General features: G+C 70.8%; 19 protein-coding genes and 2 tRNA genes. 8 read left to right on the forward strand and 13 right to left on the reverse strand.

Annotated features, from left to right (window positions below; all coding sequences use genetic code 11):
- Positions 1-35: 35 nt before the first annotated feature.
- A complete protein-coding gene (locus HF577_RS20205; protein ID WP_169397472.1) occupies positions 36-3,179 on the reverse strand; it encodes an ATP-binding protein in 3,144 nt (1,047 codons plus the stop codon).
- 49 nt (positions 3,180-3,228) lie between these two features.
- Entirely contained in the window at positions 3,229-4,383 is a 1,155-nt protein-coding gene (locus HF577_RS20210) for a hypothetical protein (RefSeq protein ID WP_169397473.1), read from the reverse strand.
- Positions 4,384-4,706: 323 nt separating this feature from the next.
- On the opposite strand from HF577_RS20210, the gene HF577_RS20215 reads away from it, so the two are divergent.
- Complete coding sequence (locus HF577_RS20215) at positions 4,707-5,123, forward strand: hypothetical protein (protein ID WP_169397474.1); 417 nt, start codon at positions 4,707-4,709, stop codon at positions 5,121-5,123.
- Positions 5,124-5,187: 64 nt separating this feature from the next.
- On the opposite strand, the gene HF577_RS20220 is transcribed toward HF577_RS20215, so the two are convergent.
- Complete coding sequence (locus HF577_RS20220) at positions 5,188-5,553, reverse strand: ArsR/SmtB family transcription factor (RefSeq protein ID WP_169397475.1); 366 nt, start codon at positions 5,551-5,553, stop codon at positions 5,188-5,190.
- A 272-nt stretch (positions 5,554-5,825) separates the two neighbouring features.
- Here HF577_RS20220 and HF577_RS20225 point away from each other — a divergent pair, with 272 nt between their 5' ends.
- Both HF577_RS20225 and HF577_RS20230 read left to right on the forward strand, forming a co-directional pair.
- Positions 5,826-7,052 (forward strand): sodium:proton exchanger, encoded by a 1,227-nt coding sequence (locus HF577_RS20225; RefSeq protein WP_169397490.1) that lies wholly within the window; start codon positions 5,826-5,828, stop codon positions 7,050-7,052.
- Between the two features lie 195 nt (positions 7,053-7,247).
- On the forward strand, positions 7,248-7,826 hold the full coding sequence (locus tag HF577_RS20230) for an Ig-like domain-containing protein (RefSeq protein WP_211174560.1): 579 nt from the start codon (positions 7,248-7,250) through the stop codon (positions 7,824-7,826).
- A gap of 55 nt (positions 7,827-7,881) precedes the next feature.
- Here the strand turns inward: HF577_RS20230 and HF577_RS20235 are convergent, their stop codons facing one another.
- Positions 7,882-8,877 carry an ArsR/SmtB family transcription factor gene (locus HF577_RS20235; protein ID WP_169397476.1) on the reverse strand — a complete coding sequence of 332 codons (996 nt, stop codon included), beginning with the start codon at positions 8,875-8,877 and terminating at the stop codon, positions 7,882-7,884.
- An 89-nt stretch (positions 8,878-8,966) separates the two neighbouring features.
- Here HF577_RS20235 and HF577_RS20240 point away from each other — a divergent pair, with 89 nt between their 5' ends.
- Positions 8,967-9,521 carry a dihydrofolate reductase family protein gene (locus HF577_RS20240; protein ID WP_169397477.1) on the forward strand — a complete coding sequence of 185 codons (555 nt, stop codon included), beginning with the start codon at positions 8,967-8,969 and terminating at the stop codon, positions 9,519-9,521.
- Between the two features lie 13 nt (positions 9,522-9,534).
- Here the strand turns inward: HF577_RS20240 and HF577_RS20245 are convergent, their stop codons facing one another.
- The 4 genes from HF577_RS20245 to HF577_RS20260 form a co-directional block, all read right to left on the reverse strand.
- A complete protein-coding gene (locus tag HF577_RS20245) occupies positions 9,535-10,722 on the reverse strand; it encodes a GNAT family N-acetyltransferase (RefSeq protein WP_169397478.1) in 1,188 nt (395 codons plus the stop codon).
- A 261-nt stretch (positions 10,723-10,983) separates the two neighbouring features.
- On the reverse strand, positions 10,984-12,339 hold the full coding sequence (locus tag HF577_RS20250; protein WP_169397479.1) for a lipopolysaccharide biosynthesis protein: 1,356 nt from the start codon (positions 12,337-12,339) through the stop codon (positions 10,984-10,986).
- A gap of 202 nt (positions 12,340-12,541) precedes the next feature.
- Positions 12,542-13,501 (reverse strand): sigma-70 family RNA polymerase sigma factor, encoded by a 960-nt coding sequence (locus HF577_RS20255; RefSeq protein WP_169397480.1) that lies wholly within the window; start codon positions 13,499-13,501, stop codon positions 12,542-12,544.
- 14 nt (positions 13,502-13,515) lie between these two features.
- Entirely contained in the window at positions 13,516-14,133 is a 618-nt protein-coding gene (locus tag HF577_RS20260; RefSeq protein WP_211174561.1) for an ester cyclase, read from the reverse strand.
- Between the two features lie 205 nt (positions 14,134-14,338).
- On the opposite strand from HF577_RS20260, the gene HF577_RS20265 reads away from it, so the two are divergent.
- Both HF577_RS20265 and HF577_RS20270 read left to right on the forward strand, forming a co-directional pair.
- A complete protein-coding gene (locus tag HF577_RS20265; RefSeq protein ID WP_169397481.1) occupies positions 14,339-15,286 on the forward strand; it encodes an AraC family transcriptional regulator in 948 nt (315 codons plus the stop codon).
- A gap of 123 nt (positions 15,287-15,409) precedes the next feature.
- Positions 15,410-16,210 carry an enoyl-CoA hydratase/isomerase family protein gene (locus HF577_RS20270; RefSeq protein WP_169397482.1) on the forward strand — a complete coding sequence of 267 codons (801 nt, stop codon included), beginning with the start codon at positions 15,410-15,412 and terminating at the stop codon, positions 16,208-16,210.
- A gap of 54 nt (positions 16,211-16,264) precedes the next feature.
- Here HF577_RS20270 and HF577_RS20275 read toward each other — a convergent pair whose 3' ends face one another.
- Positions 16,265-17,485: a cytochrome P450 gene (locus HF577_RS20275; RefSeq protein ID WP_169397483.1), complete on the reverse strand. Its 1,221-nt coding sequence runs from the start codon at positions 17,483-17,485 to the stop codon at positions 16,265-16,267.
- 222 nt (positions 17,486-17,707) lie between these two features.
- Between HF577_RS20275 and HF577_RS20280 the strand changes: the two genes are divergently transcribed.
- Positions 17,708-18,343 carry a TetR/AcrR family transcriptional regulator gene (locus HF577_RS20280; RefSeq protein WP_312859256.1) on the forward strand — a complete coding sequence of 212 codons (636 nt, stop codon included), beginning with the start codon at positions 17,708-17,710 and terminating at the stop codon, positions 18,341-18,343.
- 52 nt (positions 18,344-18,395) lie between these two features.
- Here HF577_RS20280 and HF577_RS20285 read toward each other — a convergent pair whose 3' ends face one another.
- Positions 18,396-19,526, reverse strand: a complete 1,131-nt coding sequence (locus tag HF577_RS20285) for an epoxide hydrolase family protein (protein WP_169397485.1) — start codon at positions 19,524-19,526, stop codon at positions 18,396-18,398.
- Between the two features lie 62 nt (positions 19,527-19,588).
- On the opposite strand from HF577_RS20285, the gene HF577_RS20290 reads away from it, so the two are divergent.
- Positions 19,589-20,542, forward strand: coding sequence for a helix-turn-helix transcriptional regulator (locus tag HF577_RS20290; RefSeq protein ID WP_169397486.1), 954 nt, complete (start codon positions 19,589-19,591; stop codon positions 20,540-20,542).
- 115 nt (positions 20,543-20,657) lie between these two features.
- Here the strand turns inward: HF577_RS20290 and HF577_RS20295 are convergent.
- The 3 genes from HF577_RS20295 to HF577_RS20305 form a co-directional block, all read right to left on the reverse strand.
- Positions 20,658-20,730 (reverse strand) — tRNA-Arg (locus tag HF577_RS20295).
- 56 nt (positions 20,731-20,786) lie between these two features.
- Positions 20,787-20,876, reverse strand: a tRNA-Ser gene (locus tag HF577_RS20300).
- A gap of 54 nt (positions 20,877-20,930) precedes the next feature.
- Positions 20,931-22,499, reverse strand: a 1,569-nt coding sequence (locus tag HF577_RS20305; RefSeq protein ID WP_169397487.1) for an acetoacetate--CoA ligase, incomplete at its 5' end; no start/stop codon positions are given.

The raw sequence follows: 22,499 nt of genomic DNA on the forward strand, positions 1-22,499 counted from the left end.
CTGCAGGCGTGAGAACGCCTCGCACATCGTGCGAGTCAGTCCGTCCAGGTGACCGGAGGCTCCGGCTCGTAGCTGCAGAACGCACCGGTACGCACGCAGCGCCGCAGGTGCCGGGCGAGCTCGGGGTGGACCTGCTCGATCTTCCGGACCGCGTAGGCGATCCGCGCCCGGACCGCGGTGCGGGCGCGCTCGCCACCGCTGCCCGGGCCGGCCTGTCTCGCGCGTCCGGCCAGCCCGTAGGCGGCCGCCAGCTGCCGGGCGAGCTGGTCCCGCTCGTCCCCGGCCCGGGCCGACCGGGCCGCGTCGCCTGCGGCGTCGGCGGCGGCCAGCTCCTGCTCCAGCTCGCCCAGCCGGCGTCGGTAGGCGCTGGTGGCCTCCCCGTCGAGGACCGGTCCGAGGTCACCCTGCAGCACGCCGCCGTCGCCCATCAGGTCGACGGCCGACAGCTCGCGCCCCGGCGCCAGCAGCAGCCGGTGCAGGTCGCGCATGCCCTTGGTGTCGCGCACCCGCGCCTCCCGGCCGCCGTAGCGCAGCGACCAGATCTCCCCGTTCCGGCGCAGCTGTGCCACCGCGCGGGCCGGCGCCGGCCCGTCCCGGGTGGGCGCGGTGGCGTCGAGCAGACGCCGCAGCTCGGTCACCCGCTCCGGGACGTCGAGCTCCTCGTAGGTGGCCAGTGCCAGCCGGGCCGCCGCGGTGTCGCCGAGCAGCACGGCCGCGTCGCGCCGTGCTCTGGCCGCGAGCAGGGGAGCTCCGAGGCGGGTGTTGACGTCGACGGCGGCGGCGAGGTGGGCGGCGGCCTCCTCCGAGCGGCCGAGCACGGCGGCGAGCAGCCCCAGGTGCCGGTGCACCGATCCGCGCAGCGCCGCCCCGATGCCCTCCACGACCATCCGGTCGGCGAACGGGGTGAGCTCGCGGTGGAGCCACTCGGCGACGGGATGCCCGCCGACGACGGCGACGGCATCCGCGGCCTGGGCGAGCATCGGAAGCCACTCGGAGTCGTGATGCGCCCCGGGAAGTGCGTCGACCACGGCGTCCAACCGCGCACTGGCCTCCGTGCGACGACCGGCGGCGGCGAGCATGAAGGACCCTGCCACCGACACCCACAGCCCCGGCGACTCCTGCGGCAGGTGCACCAACATCGACTCGATCGTCGCGGCGTCGGCACGTTCTTCGGCAGCCATGATGATGTTGGTCAGACGCAGGACTCCCGCGTTGCCCCCGCCGCCCTCCACCCCGATCTTCTCGACCTGTGTCAACAGCTGCTCGCAGCGGTCCCACGCACCGACCTGCACGGCCTGCATCGCCCGCCAGAGCGGCACGTACCAGTCGTAGGCGGGCTGGGAGATCCGCGCGGCGGCACGTGCGTACGCGCCGATCTCGGCGTCGACGGCAGCGATGTCGCCCAGCTCGAGCAGCGCGACCAGGCGCAGCCTGCGCCCCAGCAGCTCCACCTCCGGGTCGCCGAGCGCCTCCCCGATCCGCACGACCTCCGCGGCATCGGCGCTGCGGCGTTCGCTCCACTCCGGTCCCGCAATCGCGTCGCAGTGCGCCGCGAGCGCCTCGGCGAGCGCACGGATGTCGTCGGCGGACCGGGCCAGGACCACGGCCTCGCCCGCCAACGCGCGGCGCCGGGGTTCGGCGTCGGTCATCGACAGCGCGACGGACAGCCGGGCCCGCAGCCGGGCCCGCAGCGCGACGGTGGCGCGCCGGTCCGGCGCGTGCGGACAGGCGTCCAGCCGTTGGAGCACGTCGCTCAGCAAGCCGACCTGCTCCGCGTCGACCAGCGGCACCTCGAAACCCGCGGGGCCACCTGCGAACCCGAGTGCGGCGCGCCCGGCCAGCGTGAGCTCGCCCGCTGCCCGGGCGAGCGCGGCGGCCTCCCGGTACATCGCCCGGGCGGCGGGCGTCTCACCGAGTGCGTGCCGGGCATCGGCCGAGGCGAGCAGCAACCGGGCACGCAGGGCGTCGTCGGCGGGTGCGGCGGCGAGCATCGCCAGCCCGCGCTCGGCCGCGACGGCCGCTGTGGCGTAGCCGCGCACCCCCATTGCCGCCTCGGCCGCGACGAGGGCGTGGCCCGCCGCCCTCGCGGCGGCTTCCCCGCGGGTCCCGGCGCTGTAGGCGTGGTGGGCGATCCGAGCCGACACGCCGGGCTGTCCGGCGGCCTTCTCCAGCGCCGTCGCGGCACTGCGGTGCCACCGCGATGCCGCGACCGGACCGAGCTCCTCATAGACGGTCTCCCGGAACAGGTCGTGGGCGAAGCGGGCGCGGGCGGGGGTCAGCCGGCCGAGGACGCCGCCCCTCCGGGCGGCTTCGAGCGCCCCGAGTACCTCCTCCGGATCGCGGTCCAGCATCGCCGAGACGAGCTCGACGTCGAACTCGATGTCGAGCACGGACGCCGCGTCGATAACGCTCCGCGCGTCAGGAGGCAGTGCGGCGAGCTTCCCGTCGAGCGCGTCCCTGATGGTGGCCGGGAGGCCGCCGACTCCGGTGTGGTCCGCGCGCACCAGTTCGCGGACGAACAACGGGTTGCCGCCCGTCCGGCGGTGCAGTGCCGCCGCATCGTCGGCGCTGAGCGCGCGCCCCGCGTCGGCCGTGGAGAGCACACCCACGTCGGCCTCGCTCAGGCCCGCCAGCTCCAGGACCATCGCCGGACCGCGCAGGGCCGCCCGCACCGACGCGAGGCTCTCCGTCCGCCACGTGCAGAGCACGACCACCGGCATGCCGCGCAGCAGGGGCGCGAGCAGCGCCACCAGCTCCGCGGAGGCGGGGTCGGCCCACTGCAGGTCGTCCAGCACGACGAGCACGGGAGCCGACCCGGCAGCGGCCCGGAGCACCCCGGTCAGCTCGTCGACGAGCTGGACACCGGCGCCGGGGTCGCGCTCCGGTCCTGCCGGCCACTCCTGCCCGAGCCCGCGCAGCGCGGCCGTCCACGGCCACAGCGCTCGTCCGGCCATGCCCGGCGCGCACCCCGCCCAGGCGAGCCTCCAGCCGGCGGCGACCGCCCGGTCGGCCACCTCCTCGGCCAGGCTGGTCTTGCCGATGCCCGCTTCCCCGCTCAGCACCACGAGCCTGCCGCGGCCGCTCCGGGCGCCCGCGAGTACCTGGGTGAGCGCGTCGAGGTCGCCGCCTCGTCCGACGAAGCCGCGCTCGGGCCCGGGAGAAGCGGATGGTGCGCTCACCCCTGCATCCTCCTTATCCGCCCCGCTGCCCCGCCAGTGACCGCCGCGTTCACGAGCCGGTGACGGGACGGCCCCGGCGACGGGTGACGGAACGGCGCCGTAACGGCATCGCACGGTCGGACGACCAGGGCGCCGGTGGGGCCATGGTCAGCGCCGCGAAACGCAGCAAGACGGTGTCGTAGTTGACCCGCCAGCCGGCGAAGTCGCGCCAGGCCTGCTCGCGGTCGGAGACGAGCTTCGCTCCCGCGCGCTCGAGGCGTCCGCACACCGCGTCGTACTCCGTCCGTGTCACCGAGATCGGGGTCCCCGGCGCGGGGTCGGGGACCTCGGGCATCCCGAAGTAGGCGCCGATCCGGTGCAGTGCCAGGTAGCCGGACCGGATGCAGAGCTCCGCCGACGGCTGCCTCGGCGTGTCCAGGGTGGACGTCACGAGCGCCGCGGTGTCGAGCACGGCTCCGGCCGCGGTCACCCACGACCGGTCGTGTTCAGGAGAGCGGAACTGCACCAGCACCGGCGTCGACGTGTGGGTCTCCGCGATGTCCGCGAACCAGCGCGACCAGTCCTGCCAGAACGTGTCGAGCTGCCCGATCCCGTCGATGCGCTCCAGCCGTTCCAGCAGCTCGGCCGCCGACGGTGGGCTCCCGGCCTGCGTGTCCAGCGAGGTGACCATGAGCTCGCGACGGGAGTACGAGGCGTAGATCGACGGCAGGTAGGAGACCAGCAGGGCGAGCAGGCCCAGCCCGAGGATCCCCTCGGACAACGCGAGCACCGCGGTGAACGTGTCCGCCGGCGGCCGGAAGCCGAGCGTGAGCAGGGACGAGGTGCTCTCCAGGAACGCGTCCCGCACCGGGCGCATGCCCACGGCCCAGAAGATCGCCGTGTAGCCGACGACGACGAGCACGAGCCACACCAGGGGAAGCATCAGGAGACCGAACGGCGCGAACAGCGCCATGACGCGGTCCTGGGTGCGGTAGTCCCGGCTGCGCCACAGGGCGGCGGTGAAGAGCAGACGCATCGCGCCGAACACGCAGCGCGTGATCAGCACGGGCACGGCGCGCGGCACGACCACGGTCTTCGCGGCGGAGGCGAGGGTCAGCAGCGCGCACGCCCCACCGGCCAGTCCCACCAGCACCGAGACGGCGACCTGCATGGCGCTGACCCCCTTCAGGTCTGCCTGGGCGCCCGACGGCGGATGCCGACCCATGGCTGGACCAGGCACCGGTCGCGGCATCGCACCGCCGCCGCACGATCGAGACGGTCCGGGCTCTTCGGCCCGGCCGGTCGGGTGGCGCGAGCGGACGGCCGGGCCGGCGCGTCATCGAGCGGCCTGGGCCACGACGTTACGCGGGCGAGGGCAGAACAGCTGGTCTCGGCGATCCCCCGACAGCGGAGAGGCACGGGACGCCCGGACGCCACCCGTGTGGCTCTTATCGTCGGACATATGGCTGGCATCTGTTGAACCGACTCGGCCCCTGCGGCGTACTGGGTGATGATGGCCGGATCGTCCGGCGAACGAAGGGCGTACTGATGTCGCAGATCGACACCTCCGGGAGAGCCGGGGCCGGTAGCCGTGCGAGGACCGCATTGCAGGTCACCGCGGCCCTGAGCACACTCGAAGTTCTCTTCCAGGGCGCCACGGCGGGGCAGATCCTCAGCGGCAGCGGGACTGCCACGAGCGTGCACGGCGGCGGCGCGATCGTGTTCCACGTGCTGTCGGCTCTGATGCTGATCTCGGCGGCCCTGGTGTGGCGGGCAACGCGCGGGTCGATCTGGCCGACCGTGATCAGTGTGCTGGTGTTCCTGCTCGGCCTGGCGCAGGCCTACCTCGGTGACGTCGGGGTGCTGTCGGTCCACGTGCCGCTCGCCATCGCGCTGACCATCGGCACGGTCTGGGTGCTGGCCTGGTCCTTCCGGCGCGAGCGCCCGAGCCGCCACGGCTCCTGAGGAGTCGAGCCGTTCCTGATCGGCGTCCGGCCCGAGGTCACGATCCGCTCGGCCGGGCCGCCGATCAGGGATCGGGAGCGAGAGTGCCGTCCGGTGCGATGTGGCTGAAGATCTGCTCGATCAGCGTGAGCACGTGCGGATCGTCGACCGTGTAGTACATGTGCCGGCCGTCGCGCCTGGCGGAGATCACTCCGGCCAGCCGCAGCTTGCCCAGGTGCTGGCTCGCGGTGGCGACGCTGAGCCCGACCCGGGCGGCCAAGGTGCCCACGTCGAAGGTCTCGTGCGCCATCAGCCACACGAGGTGCAACCGGGGAGGGCTGCTCAGGAGGGCGAACGTGGCGGCCGCCGACCGCAGTTGGGGCTGGGTCGGCTCGGTGACCTCGCGGCGCGCCGGACCCGGAGCAGTGGCCGGTCCGGGCAGGGTCGCCATGACGCTTCATCCTCCCTCCTGCGCGCGGTCACCGCCAGGAGACCCACGCGGACCTCGACACTTGCGCAATCGACGAAGTGTCTGGCAGGGTGGGCACTCCTGAAGGGGAGTAGTCCGCCAACCTGATCGTCGACACACTGAGGGCCCCATGGTCCTCCGGCGACAGGACCCGTTCTCCGCGGGTGGACGAGACCTTCGGCCAGTCGAGTCGCCTGGTCGGAGTGTCCCCTGCAGACCTCCGGAACGGCGGCGCGCCGTCCTGGAAGGTCACCGTGCTCGCCAAGCTCATCCGCCCCATCGCACTGTGTGTGCTGCTCACGCTCCCCGCCCTGGTGGTGCGCATCAGTGGGCTTCCGCTGCCGGCCCTGCTCGGGTTGGTGACGTTCGGGGCCGCCGTGGTGGCCTCGTCATTCCTGCTCGCGTGGGCGGCCGAAGCCGCCCGTATGGACATCTCCGGCCCCCTGGCGATCGCGATCCTGGCCGTCATCGCGGTCCTGCCCGAGTACGCCGTGGATCTCTACTTCGCCTACACGGCCGGAAGCGATCCGAGCTATGTGGCGTACGCGGCGGCGAACATGACCGGGTCGAACCGGCTGCTGCTGGGGCTGGGCTGGTCGGTCGTGGTGATCATCGCGCTGGCGGTCGCCTCACGCCGCTCGGGGCGTCCCGTCCGGGAGCTCGTGCTCGAGTCCGGACGGCGCGTCGAGCTGGGCTTCCTCGCCATCGCCTCGGTCGTCGCCTTCATCGTCCCGCTCACGGGACAGATCCACCTCGTGCTGGGCTTCGGGCTGCTCGGCCTGTTCATGTTCTACCTGTGGAAGGTCTCCCGCGCCGAGGCCGAGGAGCCTGAGCTCGTCGGCCCCGCGGCGCGGATCGGGGGCCTGCCCGCCCGCGTCCGGCGGTCGCTGGTGGCCGGGCTGTTCGTCTTCGCCGCCGCGGTCATCCTCACCTCGGCCGAACCGTTCGCCCACTCGCTCATCGAGACGGGCACCCAGCTCGGCATCGACCAGTTCCTGCTGGTGCAGTGGCTGGCCCCACTCGCGTCCGAGGCGCCGGAGTTCATCGTGGCGATCCTGTTCGCCGTGCACGGCAAGGGCGCCGACGCGATCAGCACACTGATCTCGAGCAAGGTCAACCAGTGGACGCTGCTCGTCGGCAGCCTGCCCATCGCCTACCTGCTCGGCGGGGGGTCGGCGGCGCTCGTGCTCGACGGCCGCCAGATCGAGGAGTTCCTGCTCACTGCGGCCCAGACGCTGCTCGGGATCGCCGCGCTGCTGGCACTGCGGTTCCCGCGCTGGCTGGCCTTCACGCTGCTCGGACTCTTCGCGCTGCAGTTCGTCTTCCCCGGCCAGCAGGCCCGATACATGTTGTGCGGCCTCTACGGAGCCCTCGCGATCACCGCGCTCGTCCGCAACCGCCGCCACATCCTCCCCACCCTCGCCGCCCCGTTCCGCGCTGGCCCGAGGATGGACGCCGAGATCGAACTGGTGGCCCGCTAGCTCCGGCCCTGCTCCGTTCTCGCGGAGCGTAACCAGATCGGCGAGCCCTCCTCGACAGCAGGACGAAACACCATTGGCGGGTGACCTGCGTTGCCTGCCCCGCCCCGAGGTGCATTTACTGGTGACGTCCGGGCACGGGCCCAATCACCTTTCGCGGGGGCCCATTCAGCGTTCCCTCAACGAAAGAGGAGTGCAGTGAAAACTCGCTACAGGTTGGGCCACCGCTCGCTCGCGCTTGCGGTAATTCCACTTGCCGGGTTATTGGTGTTCTCCCCAACAGCCTGGGCACAGGCGGTGAACTCGACCACCACCCTGACGGCGTCCCCGGCAGCGGGGGTCGTCGGTGAGCCGGTCGTCTTCACCGCAGTGATCAACTGCCCGGGATTCCCTGACCCCGGCGGCCTGGGCGTGACCTTCTTCGACGGTGGAGACATCCTGGACACCGTGCCGGTCACCAACTCGCAGGCCTCGCTCACCACGACGTTCAGCACCGTCGGCACCCACAACATCACGGCCGCCTTCAACGGTGACCTCAACTGCGGCGCATCGAACGACGCCATTCCGTATGTGGTCACGCTCGACCCGACGCCGCCGGGACCCACGCCGACGCCGCCTCCTCCGGTTCCGGGTCAGTGCCGCGAGAGCAACGTCGTCATCGGCGGCGACAACACGTATGGTGGCTCCGGCACGTGCCGCGTGGACAACGTGGTGGTCGGCGGCGACAACAACGGATTCCCGTTCCCGGGCGACGACAACGGATTCCCGTTCCCGTAAGCCTCTCCATTGAACGGCCGCGCGGCTGAAGCGACTACTCGCTTCAGCCGCGCGCTCAGCCGGCGGCAGCGAGCAGATGGTCACCCAGCGTGGTGCGTCGATAGAGCACCGCGCGCCCGTCTCGGCGGGAGACCAGGATCCCGGCCGAGCGCAGTGCCGTGAGGTGCCCGCTCAGGGTCGGTGCGGCGAGATCGAGCTGGGCGGAGAGCTGCGTCGTGGACATCGGCAGGTCGAGCAGCGCGAGGATCGTCGCCCGGGTACGGCCGAGTACCCCGGCCAGCGGGGTGACACCCGCGGCAGGCGCGGACTCCCACAGCCGGCCGAGCCCCCGCGGGGAGTAGGTCAGGCTCGGCTGCGGATCGGCCGTACCGACCAGGACATCCGGCCATGCGAACGCACACGGCACCAGGAGCAGCCCTCGCCCGCGCAGCCCGACCCGCCCGTCGTAGTACTTCGCGACGGTGAGCAGGTCGCCCCGCAGCGCGACGGCCGGATGCAGCGTCCCGAACAGCTGCGCGACGCCGCCCGTCGCGAGCTCCTCGAGCCGGTGCGCGAGGTCGGCCTGCAGCAGCGCGCCGATCCGCGACCAGTGTGGCTCCAGAGCCGCGGCCCAGTACCGCTCCAGCTCGCCGGTGATGCGGCGCAGCGCGTACACGGGCCGGTCGGCGAGCCCGTGCAGTAGCGCCGACCGCCGATCCCGCCCGGATCCGCGCTGCGCGACGGGGTGCTCGGCGAGGTGGCGCAGCTCGGCGGTCACGACCTCGGGCGGGGTGGCGGCCATCTGCTCCAGACCCGCCCCGATCGTGGCCGAGCGGCCGGCCGGGGTGGGGAGCAGGAAGTCGGGCACATAGCCGGCGGGCCGGACGAGGGTGGTGAGCAGCTCGACGTCCACCGCGTCCAGCCGCCCGGCGACGTCAGCGAGCCACGGCGCGTGCAGGCCGTTGCGGGCTCCGACGGACAGCGCACGCAGGCTGGTCACGGTCTCCGCGACCGGGGAGAAGGCGAACCGGATCCGCGAGAGGTCCTCGGCCGTCAGGTCCACCTCGATCACCCTCGCAGATTAGGCCCAGGCCGAATCGTCGACCTCGCCGCACCGCCCGGCCAAGCTGGCTCCCGCACCCACCGACCAGGGAGGAAGCCATGCGGAAGCTGGTGTCAGGACTGTTCGTCTCGCTCGACGGCGTCGCGCAGTCGCCGGACAGGTGGCAGTTCGCGTTCGACGAGGAGATGGGGGTCGAGATGGGCCGGACGATGGCGGAGGCGGACACGATCCTGCTCGGCCGGGTCACCTGGACGGAGTGGTCGGGCTACTGGCCGTCCGTCACCGACGGCGAGGACCTCGCCTTCGCCGAGTGGATCAACTCCTCGCCCAAGCACGTCGTATCCACGACGCTGACGGACGTGTCCGCGTGGCCGAACAGCCATCTGGTCAGCGGCGACCTGACGACCGCGATCAGGGAGCTCAAGGCTGCCGATGGCAAGGACATCACGGTCTCGGGCAGCCCGGGTCTCGTCCGCTCCCTGATCGCCGCGGACCTGCTCGACGAGCTCACGCTGTTCGTCAGCCCGGTCGTGGCCGGTCAGGGCCTCGAGAAGCTGTTCGCCGACGACGCTGAGCTCACGCGCCTCGACCTGGTGGGCGCCCGGCCCACCAGCAGCGGCACCGTCATAGCGACCTACCGGCCGCGACACTGAGGGCCGGCCGGACTCAGGAGGCGGGTCGGCCAGCTGACCGGTTGCTGTCGACGCGCCGGAACAGCTGGCCGATGGTTCCCACGCCCAGTTCGCGCCGGTAGGCGCTCAGCGCGGACGCCGTGAGGAACGCAGGCGCCGCGACCAGCTTCGCGAACCGGCCCGGTCCGATCACGACGAACTCCGGGGTGGACCGCACGGTGCGACTCCAGCGCAGCTTGGCCTGCGTGGGCCACGAGGAGAAGTTGACCTCGGAGATGCCACGCTCCGCCGCGTCGGTGACCGCGACCCATTGCAGGTAGTTGGTCGGGGAGTAGTCCCAGGCGTCGGAGCGGAACCCCGAGATGGAGATGAATGCGGCCGTGCCCGTGCTGAGCACGAGTTGAACGGCCAGCGTCTCCCCCTCGGCCACGAGCCGGTAGACGGTGACACGGCGGCGTTCCGCGAGATCGGCGATCACGTCGAGGACGTAGGCGCGCACCTGTGGATCGGCGAGCACGTCGGAGTGCTCATCGCCGCGCGCCCTGAACTCCGCGCGAGCCCGGTGCAGCCGGACGAGTTCCTCCGAGGCGGACCGGACCGCAGCGGGCTCGGTGAGGCCCTCGACCTGCCAGCCGTCCACCCCGAATCGCTTGGTGAGCCGGTTGCGTGCGCGGCGGACGGCCTCCTTGAGGTTGCGCCTGCCCTCGGAGGGTCCGCGCGGCGCAAGGGGAAGGGGGAGGACGACGAAGGGGGTGGTCTTGTAGGCGACGACCGTGAAGTCCGGCGCGGCGAGCCACCCCGGCTCGAGCCAGTCGCCGCTCTCTCCGAGCGCGATCGTGACCAGATGCCATGACCGTTGCTGCGTGGCGAGGTACTCGATCAGCGCACGGGCTATCTGGCGGCCCTGCGGCTGCGCGGCGAGCACTGCGGGAGCCTCGAACGGCCCCACCCACGGCGCGCCGCTTCCGATCATCTGCAGCCTGCGGATCCCGAGCCGGTACGTGTGGAGGTGCATCGGCGCGACACCGACGAGCCGACCGGCGTCGCGGACGGTGAGGATCCACGCCTCGTCGGTCTCGGGCATGAGTGATCGCATCCAGTGGATCGTCCACTCCGGCCCGACGAACGGGTTGAGGGTCTCACTGCGGTCCTGAAGCTCTGTCCACTCCTCGCGGATCTTCTCCACGGCCTCACGGGTGGACAGCCGACTCACGTCCAGCACTACGACTCCGATACGACCGGGCAGACGGGCCACATCTCACGCCGAGCACCTCGCCGCGGACGTCCGCGGTCATCGACAGCGCAGGCTGTCGCCTTCATCTGACGCTCCCTCGATCTTCCCGCATCGGCTCGTTCCTGCACCCAGCGTAGCGGCACTGCGCCGTTTGGTGATTGTCTGGGTCTTCTGTCCGACTCAGAGGTCACGGCCAGTGCAGGGGCGAGCCTGAGGCGTGCGCCCGCAGGAGGACCCGGTGCCACCCCGTCAGCGGCGGCGGAGCGAGAACTGGTTGGCCCGGAGGAACCGGACCAGCGGCACGATCGTGGCGGCGGCGACGACGACTTCCGCGATCAGGTAGCCGAGACCGACGCCCGCGAGGCCGAGCGGGCCGACCAGAGCGAACGCGAAACCGATGACGAGCACCGCGATCATCGCTTCGATGACCACCACCCGGGCCATCTGCAGTTGGATTCGACAGATCGCCACATACAGGGTGGAAACCGTGCTGAAGGGGATGGCCAGGACCATCAGGCGAAGGACGGTCGACCCCTCGGCGGCATACGCCGGCCCCAGGATCGAGAGGATCCACGGCGCGGCGATCATCACCACGGCGACGCCGGGCACGGCGACCAGCGCGATCAGCCGGATCGTCCGGGCCATCAGCGCGGCGATACGCCGGCTGTCGTGTGCCGCCTCGACCAGGTACGAGGAGCTGATGTTGAAGATCAGCAGGCCGAGCGACTCGCTGATGAGCCACGGCACCGCGTAGTAGGCGTTGGCCTCGGTCCCGAGTACCGCGACCACCAGGAGCGGAAGGGTGAGCGGCACCACGTACATGACCGCGCCCGTCGCGTACTCCGCCAGGAAGATCCTGGTGAGGCCGCGACGGTCCGGCATCTCCGTCGCCCCGGCCTCGGCCGCTCTACGACGCGGGAGCGTTCTCCCCAGCAGCACCGCGTTCACGACCAACACCGCGAGCAGGCACGGCAACACCCACGACAAGACGATGCCGTTCTGCAGTGCCCAGACCGAGAAAAGCAGCAGCAAGCCGAGCTTGCCGATCGCGAACAACAGCTGTTCGAGGGGTATCCACACCGACTTGCGTATGCCGGTCAGCACCCAGTCCTGCAGGGCGAACAGCGAGAAGAGGGCGACGATCAGCGGGAACGCCACCTTCTCGACGGTCCCGGTCAGAAGCTCATTGGGAATGACGAGAACGAATGCGGCCCCGAGCACGAGGCTCAGGGCGACAGCTATCCCGTACCCGCCCAGAACCAGCGAGCGCGACTTCGCGCCCGCGGCTGCGAGGACACGACCGAACAGCACACCCACGTTGGAGCTGGACAGCTGCGACAGCATGGTGGCGGTCGTCAGGATGGCCGACGCACGCCCGACCTCCGCGGGCGGCAACCGCGCCGCCACCGCCCAGAACGCCAGCCCGACGACACCGGTGATCCCGGTCGCCGCCATCAGCGCAACGGCGTTCAGCTCGAAACTGGGCGGGCGCCACCGCCGGCGCACATCGGGATCGGGTGCCTGCTCGACGAGGACTATCGGCTCCGTCCTCGACTCAGCCTGGTCATCGACGGCGGGCACGCTGACCCTCTGGCTCTCGTCCACGGCGTCCTCAGTTCGGATGCGGGCGGGGGTGGGGTCCGAGCGGCTCGATCGAGCTACCTGCAGGCCTGGGCGCGAGGCGGAGATCTTCAGGCCGGCCTGGTGCGCGCATCGGGGCTGCGCGCGGTCGTCGATCGACCATCATCGACCAGACGTCCCGGCACACCGTCCCGGAGCGTAGCCGGGACACCGCAGCGTGGCGTCTTCACCCCGTCCCGAGATAGCCCTCCATGGCGAGCGCCGACCGCAGTTTTCTCCGAGCGTCGTACACCACCTTGTAGACAGCGTTGCGGCTGGAGCTCCGCTGCCGCCCCCATGCCTCCGGCGACATCCCGCCGAGCACCGCGGCGAGGAGGGTGTCGCGCTGCCTGTCGCTCAGTGTCACGTCGACGGCCCTCGCCACCACGGCCAGCATGTCGCGGAACTCCGCCACGATCTCCGGCTGGAACTCACGCCTCGCCGGCAGGTCGCTGCGATCCGGCGCGTCCAACGAGGCGTCGCAGCGGCGCCAGAAATGCCGGTTGACCTTGGTGGCCACCTCGGTGAGCACGAACCGGTGCGCCCAGGTCGTGAATGTGGCCTCACCGCGGAACTCGGGAACCTTCCGGATGATCGAGACGACGGCATCGGCGGCGGCCTGGCAGGCGATGTCGTCGATCTCCGGACCCCGGACGTCGAGAGTGCGGCGAAGCCTGCCCGCGGCCTCGGCGCGCGCCGGCACCAGCAGCAACGGGTACAGCTTCGCGACGGTCCGCTCGTGCTCACGTCCGGTCGCGGTGAGTCCTCGGACCCACCGCTGGTCCTCCTCGGACATGCACCGCTCTCCCCCAGGGGTCTCCGCCACGACCGGCCGCTCGACCGGCAACCTGCGGATGTCCGCTCGCACCCTGTCGGGGGAGCGTCTCAGCTCCACGTCGCAACGGGTCCACGCATGGATCCGGGCGAGAACGTGACGAACAGCGGCCGCCGCCTCGTCCTCCAGCACCGGGCAGGCCGACAGGTCGAGCACCACGGTGCCGGTGCTCGAACACAGCTCGGAGGCCGCTTCCAGCTCGGCGCACAGCGCCCGGACATCACTCACCTGACGGGCGGGCCCGCACAGCGCGACCGTGATGTAGCCGTCGGCCACCAGTATCCGTACAACCGGAGCCTTGCCCGCGTCCATTTTGCCGGTAATGTTCAGCCCAGGCCGATCTGCTGATAGAAGGCAGAATTGTCCCAGAACAGAAACTCTTCATCCATCGTGCCGTGCCGGTTCCAGATCCCGACGGTTGCCATGTTGAGGGCGTACTTCTTACCGGTCGGCGAGATGGAGCCGCCCTTATCGTCGGGCATGGGCCGCGTGAAAGTGCCCTTCATGACGCCGGTGACGGCCGTCGGGTTGTCCTTTGCCACGCGCAGCGGGTGCACCTCGATTCGCGTGTCGGGCGCCCACACGAACAGTGCCGCCAGATCCTCGGCGTGCTTGTCGAGACCGTCGGTGTAATGGCCGTCGGGCCAGTGCGCCCGGACGTTGCGAGCGTGGCTTTCACTCAGTCGCGCCCACTGGGCGTGGGAGAACACCTGGAAGTCCAACTCGTCGAACGTCGTCAGGTTCGCCTGCTCCTGGCTCGTCAGGTGCTGGGGGAAGGGCGGACTGACCACGCCGCCGGTTGCCGGGTCGGGCAACGGGACCCACCCCGTGGCCGGGTGCTGGTCGGCGGCCAGTGCCGGGCTCATACCGGACTCGACGGCTCCCAGGGCGAGCATGCCGAATGTGACGGCTGCTCCAGACTTGAGCACGGCACGACGATCCACGATCACAACTCCCTTATTCACGAGCCGGACTGGCCGCCCTGATCTCCGGGCAGCGAGAATCCCAGGCCTTCCTCGGATTCAGCCCAGGGCCGGGAACCTGGCAAAACTAACTCTATGAAGCCGGCCGTTCCCCAGCGATGGCCGATATGCTCATTCTTTTGTCCGTGCGTCTCAGTGATCGCCCGGTGCCAGTACGGTTGCCGGGGTGGACCCACTGTCGGACGTGCTCGGCGTCACCAAGGTCAGGGGTACGGTCGCCGCCACCGTTGAAGCCGGTAAGGACTGGGGAGTCGATATCGACAACATTCCCGGTGCCGCTTTCCACGCGATGATCTCGGGTGACGTCTGGCTGGAGGTCGACGGTCAGCAGCCGCGCCACCTCCTGCCGGGAGATCTGGTGCTGCTGCCCACCGGACCGCGTCACCAGCTGGTCACCGGGCCGGGACAGCACTGCGAACCGTTCGACCACCTGGCTGCACGTCAGGCACTGACCTCCGGCGGCAGGCTGACGATCGGGCGGGGCGAGACGCACACCCGGATCCTCTGTGGCTCCTACCAGGAAAACGCCACCCTGAACGCGTCACTGCTCGGCGTGCTGCCGCCGGTGATCCACCTGCATGCGGATCCGACCCGGCCGACGGAGCACGTCCTACAGCTGCTCACACACGAGATCGGCAGCGCACCGACCGGCACCGCGACCGTCCGCGACCGGCTGCTCGACGTCCTGCTCATCCACATCATCCGCGCCTGGCTGCTGACGGCCGAGACTCAGCCGCTACCGGCGTCCTGGCTCACCGCGCTGCGCGACCCGCTCATCAGCGAGGCCATCGCCGTTCTGCACGGCGACGTGGCCCGGGACTGGACGCTGCCGGCCCTCGCCGCCCACCTCTCGGTCTCCCGGGCCACCCTGGCGCGCCGCTTCCGTGCGCTCGTCGGGCAACCCCCGCTCGCCTACCTTGCCGACTGGCGCATGGAGCTGGCGGCGCATCGCCTCCGCTCGACCCATGGGCCGATCGGCCCGATCGCCCGATCGGTCGGCTACACGAGCGAGTACGCGTTCAACCGTGCGTTCACCCGCATCCGGGGCATCACGCCCGGCCGCTTCCGCGCCCTCGCACAGAACCAGGAGGACGAGCAGGGGTATCCGCCGTGAGGCGTAGGGCGCAGATGTGACGCCCGTCTCCAACCGTTCTCCGTGAGATCCGGAGCGATTCGGCCACCAAGCAGACGGCAGCCACACATATCAGCTTCCACCCGCCCCTCAGGAGAGAACCCGATGACGTCGTCCTCCAGCACCTCGGCAACCGCAGACACCGCTCCGGCCTACTTCACCGCGTACGAGAACCTCGCGATGGAGCGCAGCGCGTCAGGTGTGCTGACGCTCCGGTTCCACACCGACGGCGGTCCGATCACCTTCACCGGCCAGACGCACAGCGACCTGCCCCGGGCGCTGGAGGCGATCGCGGAGGACCGCGACAACCAGGTGCTGATCCTGACCGGGACCGGTGACCGGTTCATGACCGACATCGACGGCCCCAGCCTCGGGGACATCACCAAGCCGCTCAACTGGGACAGGACCTACGCCGAGGGGCGGCGCGTCCTGCAGCGGCTGGTGGATCTCGAAATGCCGATCGTGTCCGCGGTCAACGGCCCGGCGTCCGTGCACAGCGAGTACGTCCTGCTCGGCGACGTCGTGGTCGCCGCCGAGTCCACGGTGTTCTCCGACTACCCGCACCTGACGTTCGGCATCGTGCCGGGCGACGGCATCCAGGTGGTCTGGGAGGAGATCCTCGGCTTCAACCGCGCCCGGCACCTGATCATGACCCAGGGTTCGTTCACCGCGCAGCAGGCGCTGGACTGGGGTGCGGTGGCCGAGGTGGTGCCGCAGGAGCGGGTCCTCGAGCGCGCGGTGGAGATCGCCGAGCAGCTGGCCCGGCGCCCGCAGCTGCTGAACCGCTACCTCGCGGTCATGTTGCGCCAGCGGGTGAGCCGCCGGATGGCCGAGGGGACGGCACTGGGCATGGCGCTGGAGGGCCTCACCGCCGCCGACATGGCATACCGGCAGGCCATCGGCTGACAGGACGCCGAGACGGCGCGGGGCCACCAGCAGTGCTGTCCGTCGACTCGGTGCTCACCAGGTCACCGGCAATGCGGTGACGCCACCGGTGATGTGGTCCTTGCGGACATCGATGCTGTCGAGGTCCGCAGCCAGGCGCAGCCCCGGGAGGCGACGGGCGAGGGTGGCGAAGACGGTGCGCAGTTCGACACGGGCGAGGCTTGCGCCGATGCAGAAGTGCGGGCCGTGCCCGAAACCGACGTGCCCCCGCTCCTCGCGGTCGGGGTCGAAGGTCTCGGCGTCGTCGAAGACGGACGGGTCGCGGTTGGCGGAGTTGATCGACAGGATGACGGCGTCACCGCGATGGATGGTGACCCCGGCGACGTCGAGATCGGTGTGGGCGTAGCGCAGGATGCCGAGGTCGCCGGGGGCGCCGAGGCGCATGATCTCCTCGACCGTGGCGTTGATCCGGCCGTCCGGGTCGGTGGTCAGAGCGTCCCACTGGTCGGAGCGGGTGAGCAGGAAAAGGGTGCCCAGCCCGATGCGGTTGACGGTGGTCTCGTGGCCTGCGAAGAGGAGGCCGACCGAGAGCCGGACCATCTCGGCGTAGTCGAAGTCCTCGTCGCCGGCCTGGGCGCGGACGAGGTCGGAGATGACGTCCTCGCCGAGGTGGGCGCGCTTGGCCTCCGCAAGCCCGGCCATGTACCGCCCGAACTCCGTGCGGGCCCGGTGGGCGTCCCCGTCCTCGGAGTAGGTGGCCATGCGCTCGGAGAGCAGGCGGAAACGGTCCCGGTCACCCTCGGGCACGCCCAGCAGCCGGCAGATGACCGCGACGGGCAGCGGAAAGGCCAGCCCGGCGTGCAGGTCGACGATCCCGTCGGGTGAACCGTCGTGGTCGGCGACGAGCTGGTCGATGTAGCCGTCGACCAGGTCCTGCACGTGATCGGAGAGCTGCAGCATGCGCTTGGCGGAGAACGCCGGGGTCAGCAGCCGCCGCATCCGGGTGTGGTCGGCGTTCTCGGTCTCGTAGGTACCCGAGGGCCCGTCCTGCACGGCGGCGTAGGAGATGCGCGATGCGCGCTCGGGCTCCGGGTGGGACCGGCCGAGCCGCTTGTCGGCCAGGAGGTCGCGGACCTCGTTGAAGCGGGTGACCAACCACGCGGGATCACCTGCCGGCGTGGTGACCTCCGCGACCGGCGCCTCGCGACGCAGCACCTCGTACAGCGGTGCGAGGTCGAGCACGTTGGGCCGGACGAAGGGCAGCTGGGGACGCTCGGTGGATGCGGCGACGGTCACCGGTTCTCCTCTCGGGACACCTCGAAGACGTCCCGACGGTACAACTTTGTGGCAGGGACTGCCATAAATGATGGTCGTTACGGTGTGCCCTGCGTAACAGCCCCCGAGTCGCAGGTGGAGGTCGATGTGGTGGAGGGGCACGACGGTGGACCTCGCCGCGGACGGCCGCCGATGAGCGATCACCAACGTCAGCAGCAACGGCTCGAGATCTCTCGTCACGCAGTGCGGCTGTTCCGAGAGCAGGGCGTATCGGCCACATCGGGCGAGCAGATCGCGAGCGCGGCCGGGGTGTCCGAGCGCACGTTGTGGCGGTACTTCCGCAGCAAGGAGAGCTGCGTCGAACCGCTGCTCACCCGCACGGTCAACGCCTTCAAGGACGCGCTGCGCTCCTGGCCACCGGACCTCGAGCTCACCGAGCATCTCGACGTCGAGTACACCCTCACACCTGCCCCGTCACGCAGCGACATCGAGGCGGTGCTGGCCGTCGTCCGGCTGACCCGCGACGAGCCTGCCCTCCGTGCCGTGTGGCTCGTGCTGCACGAGCGGGCCGAGCCCACCTTCGCCGAGGTGCTCGGCGAGCGCATGGGCCTGCCGCCGGACAGTCTCGAGGTCCGCATCCACGCCGCGAGCATGAACACCGCACTGCGGGTGGCCACCGACGACTTCGCGTGGGCCGCCGCCGAGGGGATCGGCCCGGAGGCCATGGACCGGTACCGCGAGCGCCTGTCGTCGGCCCTCCGCACCGTCCTCCGGGTTCCGGACCGGGCACCGGCTCACGGGACGGAGCGCGCAGAGAGCGGGGCCGTCCCGCCCACGCATCCGCACGATCGTCCCCGCCCCCCTCGACCCGGCGCCTGACCGATGCGCCGGGCCGGAAGCGCCGTCACGACGTGAGGTCCGACAGCCCCGCTCAGCGCAGCGCGGCGAAGAACGCCCGGATGTCGCCGGCGACGACCTCGGGAACCTCGAGCGCGGCGAAGTGGCCGCCCTTGTCGAAGCGGCTCCAGTGCACGATGTCGGAGTTGTCCCGCTCGGCGAAGACCCTGATCGTCTGGAAGTCGTCGGCGAAGACGGCGACGCCGGTGGGCGCGGAGTTCACCTGCGGCTCGCCTTCGGCGCGGGCGTTCTCGAGGTAGCTGCGGCTCATGCCCGCCGCGGCGTTGGCGAACCAGTTCACGGTGACCTCGGTGAGGATCGTGTCGAGCGGCACCAGTGACGTGCCGTTGCCGAAGGAGTTGAACAGCTCGCTGTAGGCGAGCAGAGCGACCGGCGAGTCGCTGAGGCCGACCGCGACGGTCTGCGGCCGGCTCGCGTTCATCGTGTTGTAGCCACCGACCGACTGGAACCACTTCATGTGCTCGAGCCCCGCGTAGTCCTGCGGCTCGAGGCGCTCGAACTCGCTGGGGTCGCCGGACGGGAAGGAGAACAGCTGCAACACGTGCAGGCCGAGGAAGCCGTCGGGGTTCAGGAGCCCGAGCTCCCGGGCCACCATGGCGCCGTTGTCCGAGCCGTGGATGCCGTATCGCGTGTACCCGAGTCGCCGCATGAGCTCGTCGTAGGCGCGTGCCACGCGGGCTGTGTCCCAACCGGCTTCGGCCACGGGGTTCGAGAAGCCGTAGCCGGGGGCGTCCGGGATCACCAGGTCGAAGGCGTCCTCGGCACGGCCGCCGTACGCGACCGGATCGGTGAGCGGGCCGATCATGTCGAGGTAGTCGACAGACGATCCGGGGTAGGTGTGGGCGAGCAGGAGCGGCGTCGCATCGGGGTGGGCCGAGCGCACGTGGATGAAGTGCAGGGTCTGCCCGTCGACCTCGGTCGTGAAGTGCGGCACGGTGTTGATGCGCTCCTGCTGGGCCGGCCAGTCGAAGCCGGTGCGCCAGCGCTGCACCGCCTCGTGGAGGTAGCTGTTCGGGGTGCCGTAGCTCCAGTCGTCACCGGGGGCGGGCTGGGGCAGGCGGGTGCGCGAGAGCCGGTCCATCAGATCGTCGACCTCGGCCGGGGTGACCTCGACGCGGAAGGGGAGGATGTCGGTGTTGGTCATGCCTGCAACGGTATCGTCGATATAGGAACACTCCCTTCCTATTGAGCGAGGAACCTTCAACAATGGCTGACACCACCGGACGGCTCCTCGCCCTGCTCGCCCTGCTGCAGTCGCGACCAACCTGGACGGGCACCGAGCTCGCCGCTCGCCTCGGGGTGACGTCGCGAACCATCCGCAACGACATCGACCGGATGCGCGAGCTCGGCTATCCGGTCGAAACCACCAGAGGCACGACCGGCGGATACCGTCTCGGCGCCGGCGGCAAGCTGCCGCCGCTGCTGCTCGACGACGAGGAGGCCGTCGCCGTTGCGGTCGGCCTGCGGGCGGCGACCGGCATCACCGGGATCATGGAGTCGAGTGCGCGAGCACTGGCGAAGCTCCAACAGGTGCTCCCACCACGGCTGCGTTCGACCGTGGCGGCGCTCTCGTCGGTGGTCGATCGGGCACCCGAGAACACCGGCACCGACGCACCGGATCCCGAGGTGGACCACACCGTGCTCACGGCGGTCGCGACCGCCGTCCGCAAGGTCGAACTGTTGCGCTTCGACTACCGCGGAGCGGCCCGGCTCGTCGAGCCTTACCGCCTGCTGAGCTGGGAACGCCGCTGGCATCTCGTCGCGCGCGACCCCTCGTCCGGCGAGTGGGACACCTTCCGGGCGGACTGGATCGAACCCCGGATGCCGACGGGTCGCAGCTTCCCGCCCACGCCGTTGGCCGGCGGCGACTACACGGCTTTCGCCATGCGCTCGATCGCCACGAGCGGCTGGACGGTGCACGCCCGCCTGCGCGTCGCCGCGCCTGCCGAAGCGGTGCTCGCTCGCATCAACCCGGCCGTCGGGGTGGTCGAGTCGATCACGGACACGGAATCGGTGCTCGTCACGGGCGCCGACAGCCTCGAGACCATCGCTGCCTACATCGGCATGCTCGGCATGGATTTCACCGTGGAGTCCCCAGCCGAGCTCCGGCCGCACCTGCGCCATCTCGCAGAGGTCTACCTGCGGGCAGCCGCCGACTGAGCCGGTCATCCGTCGGGGAAGGTGGATCACCCGCTCTGAGACGACCGGCCCCCGGAAACGACTCAGGGCCCCGCCCCATCGAAGTGGAGTAGGGCCCTGACCTGGCAATTCTCTGTGCGCCCGAAGGGATTCGAACCCCTAACCTTCTGATCCGTAGTCAGATGCTCTATCCGTTGAGCTACGGGCGCGTGCTCTTCAGTTGTCGTACTCCGTCGCGGCCGATCTTACCCGACCACTCCAGGTGCGGAGGCTCCGGGATTTGAACCCGGGATGGGGGGTGACCCCAAACCGCATTAGCAGTGCGGCGCCATAGACCAGACTAGGCGAAGCCTCCCGGGGCCTCTCGGCCTCCAGCGGACACCAGACTACACATGCCGTTCCGCCCGGATCACGACCCCCCGGGGGTCACCAGCGCGAGGAACGGAGCGAGTGCCTCGGGGTTCTGCAGGGCCCCCCGGCTCACCGCCTTGTCGGGCGCCACACCCGAGAGGATCTTCTTGACCGGTACCTCGCACTTCTTGCCGTTGAGGGTGCGCGGGACGGCGTCCACGACGATGAACCGGTCCGGGACGTGCCGCGGCGACAGCTCGGAACGCAGGGTGCGGCGCAGGCCCGGCTCGACGTCCTCCAGCGAGGCTCCCGGCGCCAGCACGACGAAGCAGAGCAGGGCTCCGTCGTCGCGGACGGCGAGCTCGGTGGTGTCGATCACCAGTGAGTCGAGGATCTCGTCGACACCCTCGACCACGGCGTAGAAGTCCGCCGTGCCCATCCGGACGCCGCCGCGGTTCAGGGTGGAGTCGCTGCGGCCGTAGATGACGAAGGAGCCGCGCGGCGTGAGCCGCACCCAGTCCCCGTGGCGCCAGACGCCCGGGAAGTCCTCGAAGTAGGCCTCGCGGAGCCGGGCACCGTCGGGGTCGTTCCAGAACGACACCGGCATCGACGGCATCGGCCGGGTGATGACCAGCTCGCCCACCTCGTCGACGAGCTCCTTGCCGGACTCGTCGTAGGCGGCGACCGCAGCGCCGAGCCCGGCGCAGGAGATCTCGCCGAGCCAGACGGGGACGAGGGGCGACGCGCCGACGAAGGCGGAGCACACGTCGGTGCCACCCGACACGGAGCAGAGCTGGATGTCCTCGCCCACGGCGTCGCCGACCCACCGGAAGCCCTCGACCGACAGCGGCGCCCCGGTCGATCCGATCGCGACGAGCGACCCCAGGTCGTACCGGTCGCGGGGGCGCAGCCCGGACTTGAGGCTCGACTGGATGAACGGCGCCGACACCCCGAAGTAGGTGATGCGGTGGCGCTCGGCGAGCTTCCACAGCGCGCCCAGGTCGGGATGGCCGGGGTTGCCGTCGAACAGCACCACGGTGCTGCCCACCAGCAGGCCCCCGATCAGCAGGTTCCACATCATCCAGCCGGTGGTGGTGAACCAGAAGAAGCGGTCCCCCGAGCCCAGCTCCATCTGCAGGCCCAGAGACTTCACGTGCTCCAGGACGATCCCGCCGTGGCCGTGCACGATGCCCTTCGGCAGGCCCGTGGTACCGGACGAGTACAGCACCCAGAGCGGGTGGTCGAACGGCACCGCCTCGAACTCCAGCGCCGCGTGCGTCGCGGTGAAGTCGCTCCACGACACCGTGCCGTCGAGCGTCGCGTCCTCGTCCAGGTACGGGACGAGGACGGTCGCCGTCAGCATCGGCAGCTGCGCACGCAGGGCCTCGATGTTCGCGCGGACGTCGAACCGCTTCCCGCCGTAGACGTAGCCGTCCACCGCCAGCAGCACCGCCGGCTCGATCTGCGCGAACCTGTCGTGCACGGCCCGCGCGCCGAAGTCCGGCGAGCAGGACGACCAGATCGCACCGAGGCTGGCGGCAGCGAGGAAGGTGACCAGCGTCTCGACGCAGTTCGGGGCGAGCGCGACGACCCGGTCCCCCCGGCCGACCCCCATCCCGACCAGGCC

This window comes from Pseudonocardia xinjiangensis (assembly GCF_012911925.1).
GTDB classification, from domain to species: Bacteria; Actinomycetota; Actinomycetes; order Mycobacteriales; family Pseudonocardiaceae; genus Pseudonocardia; species Pseudonocardia xinjiangensis.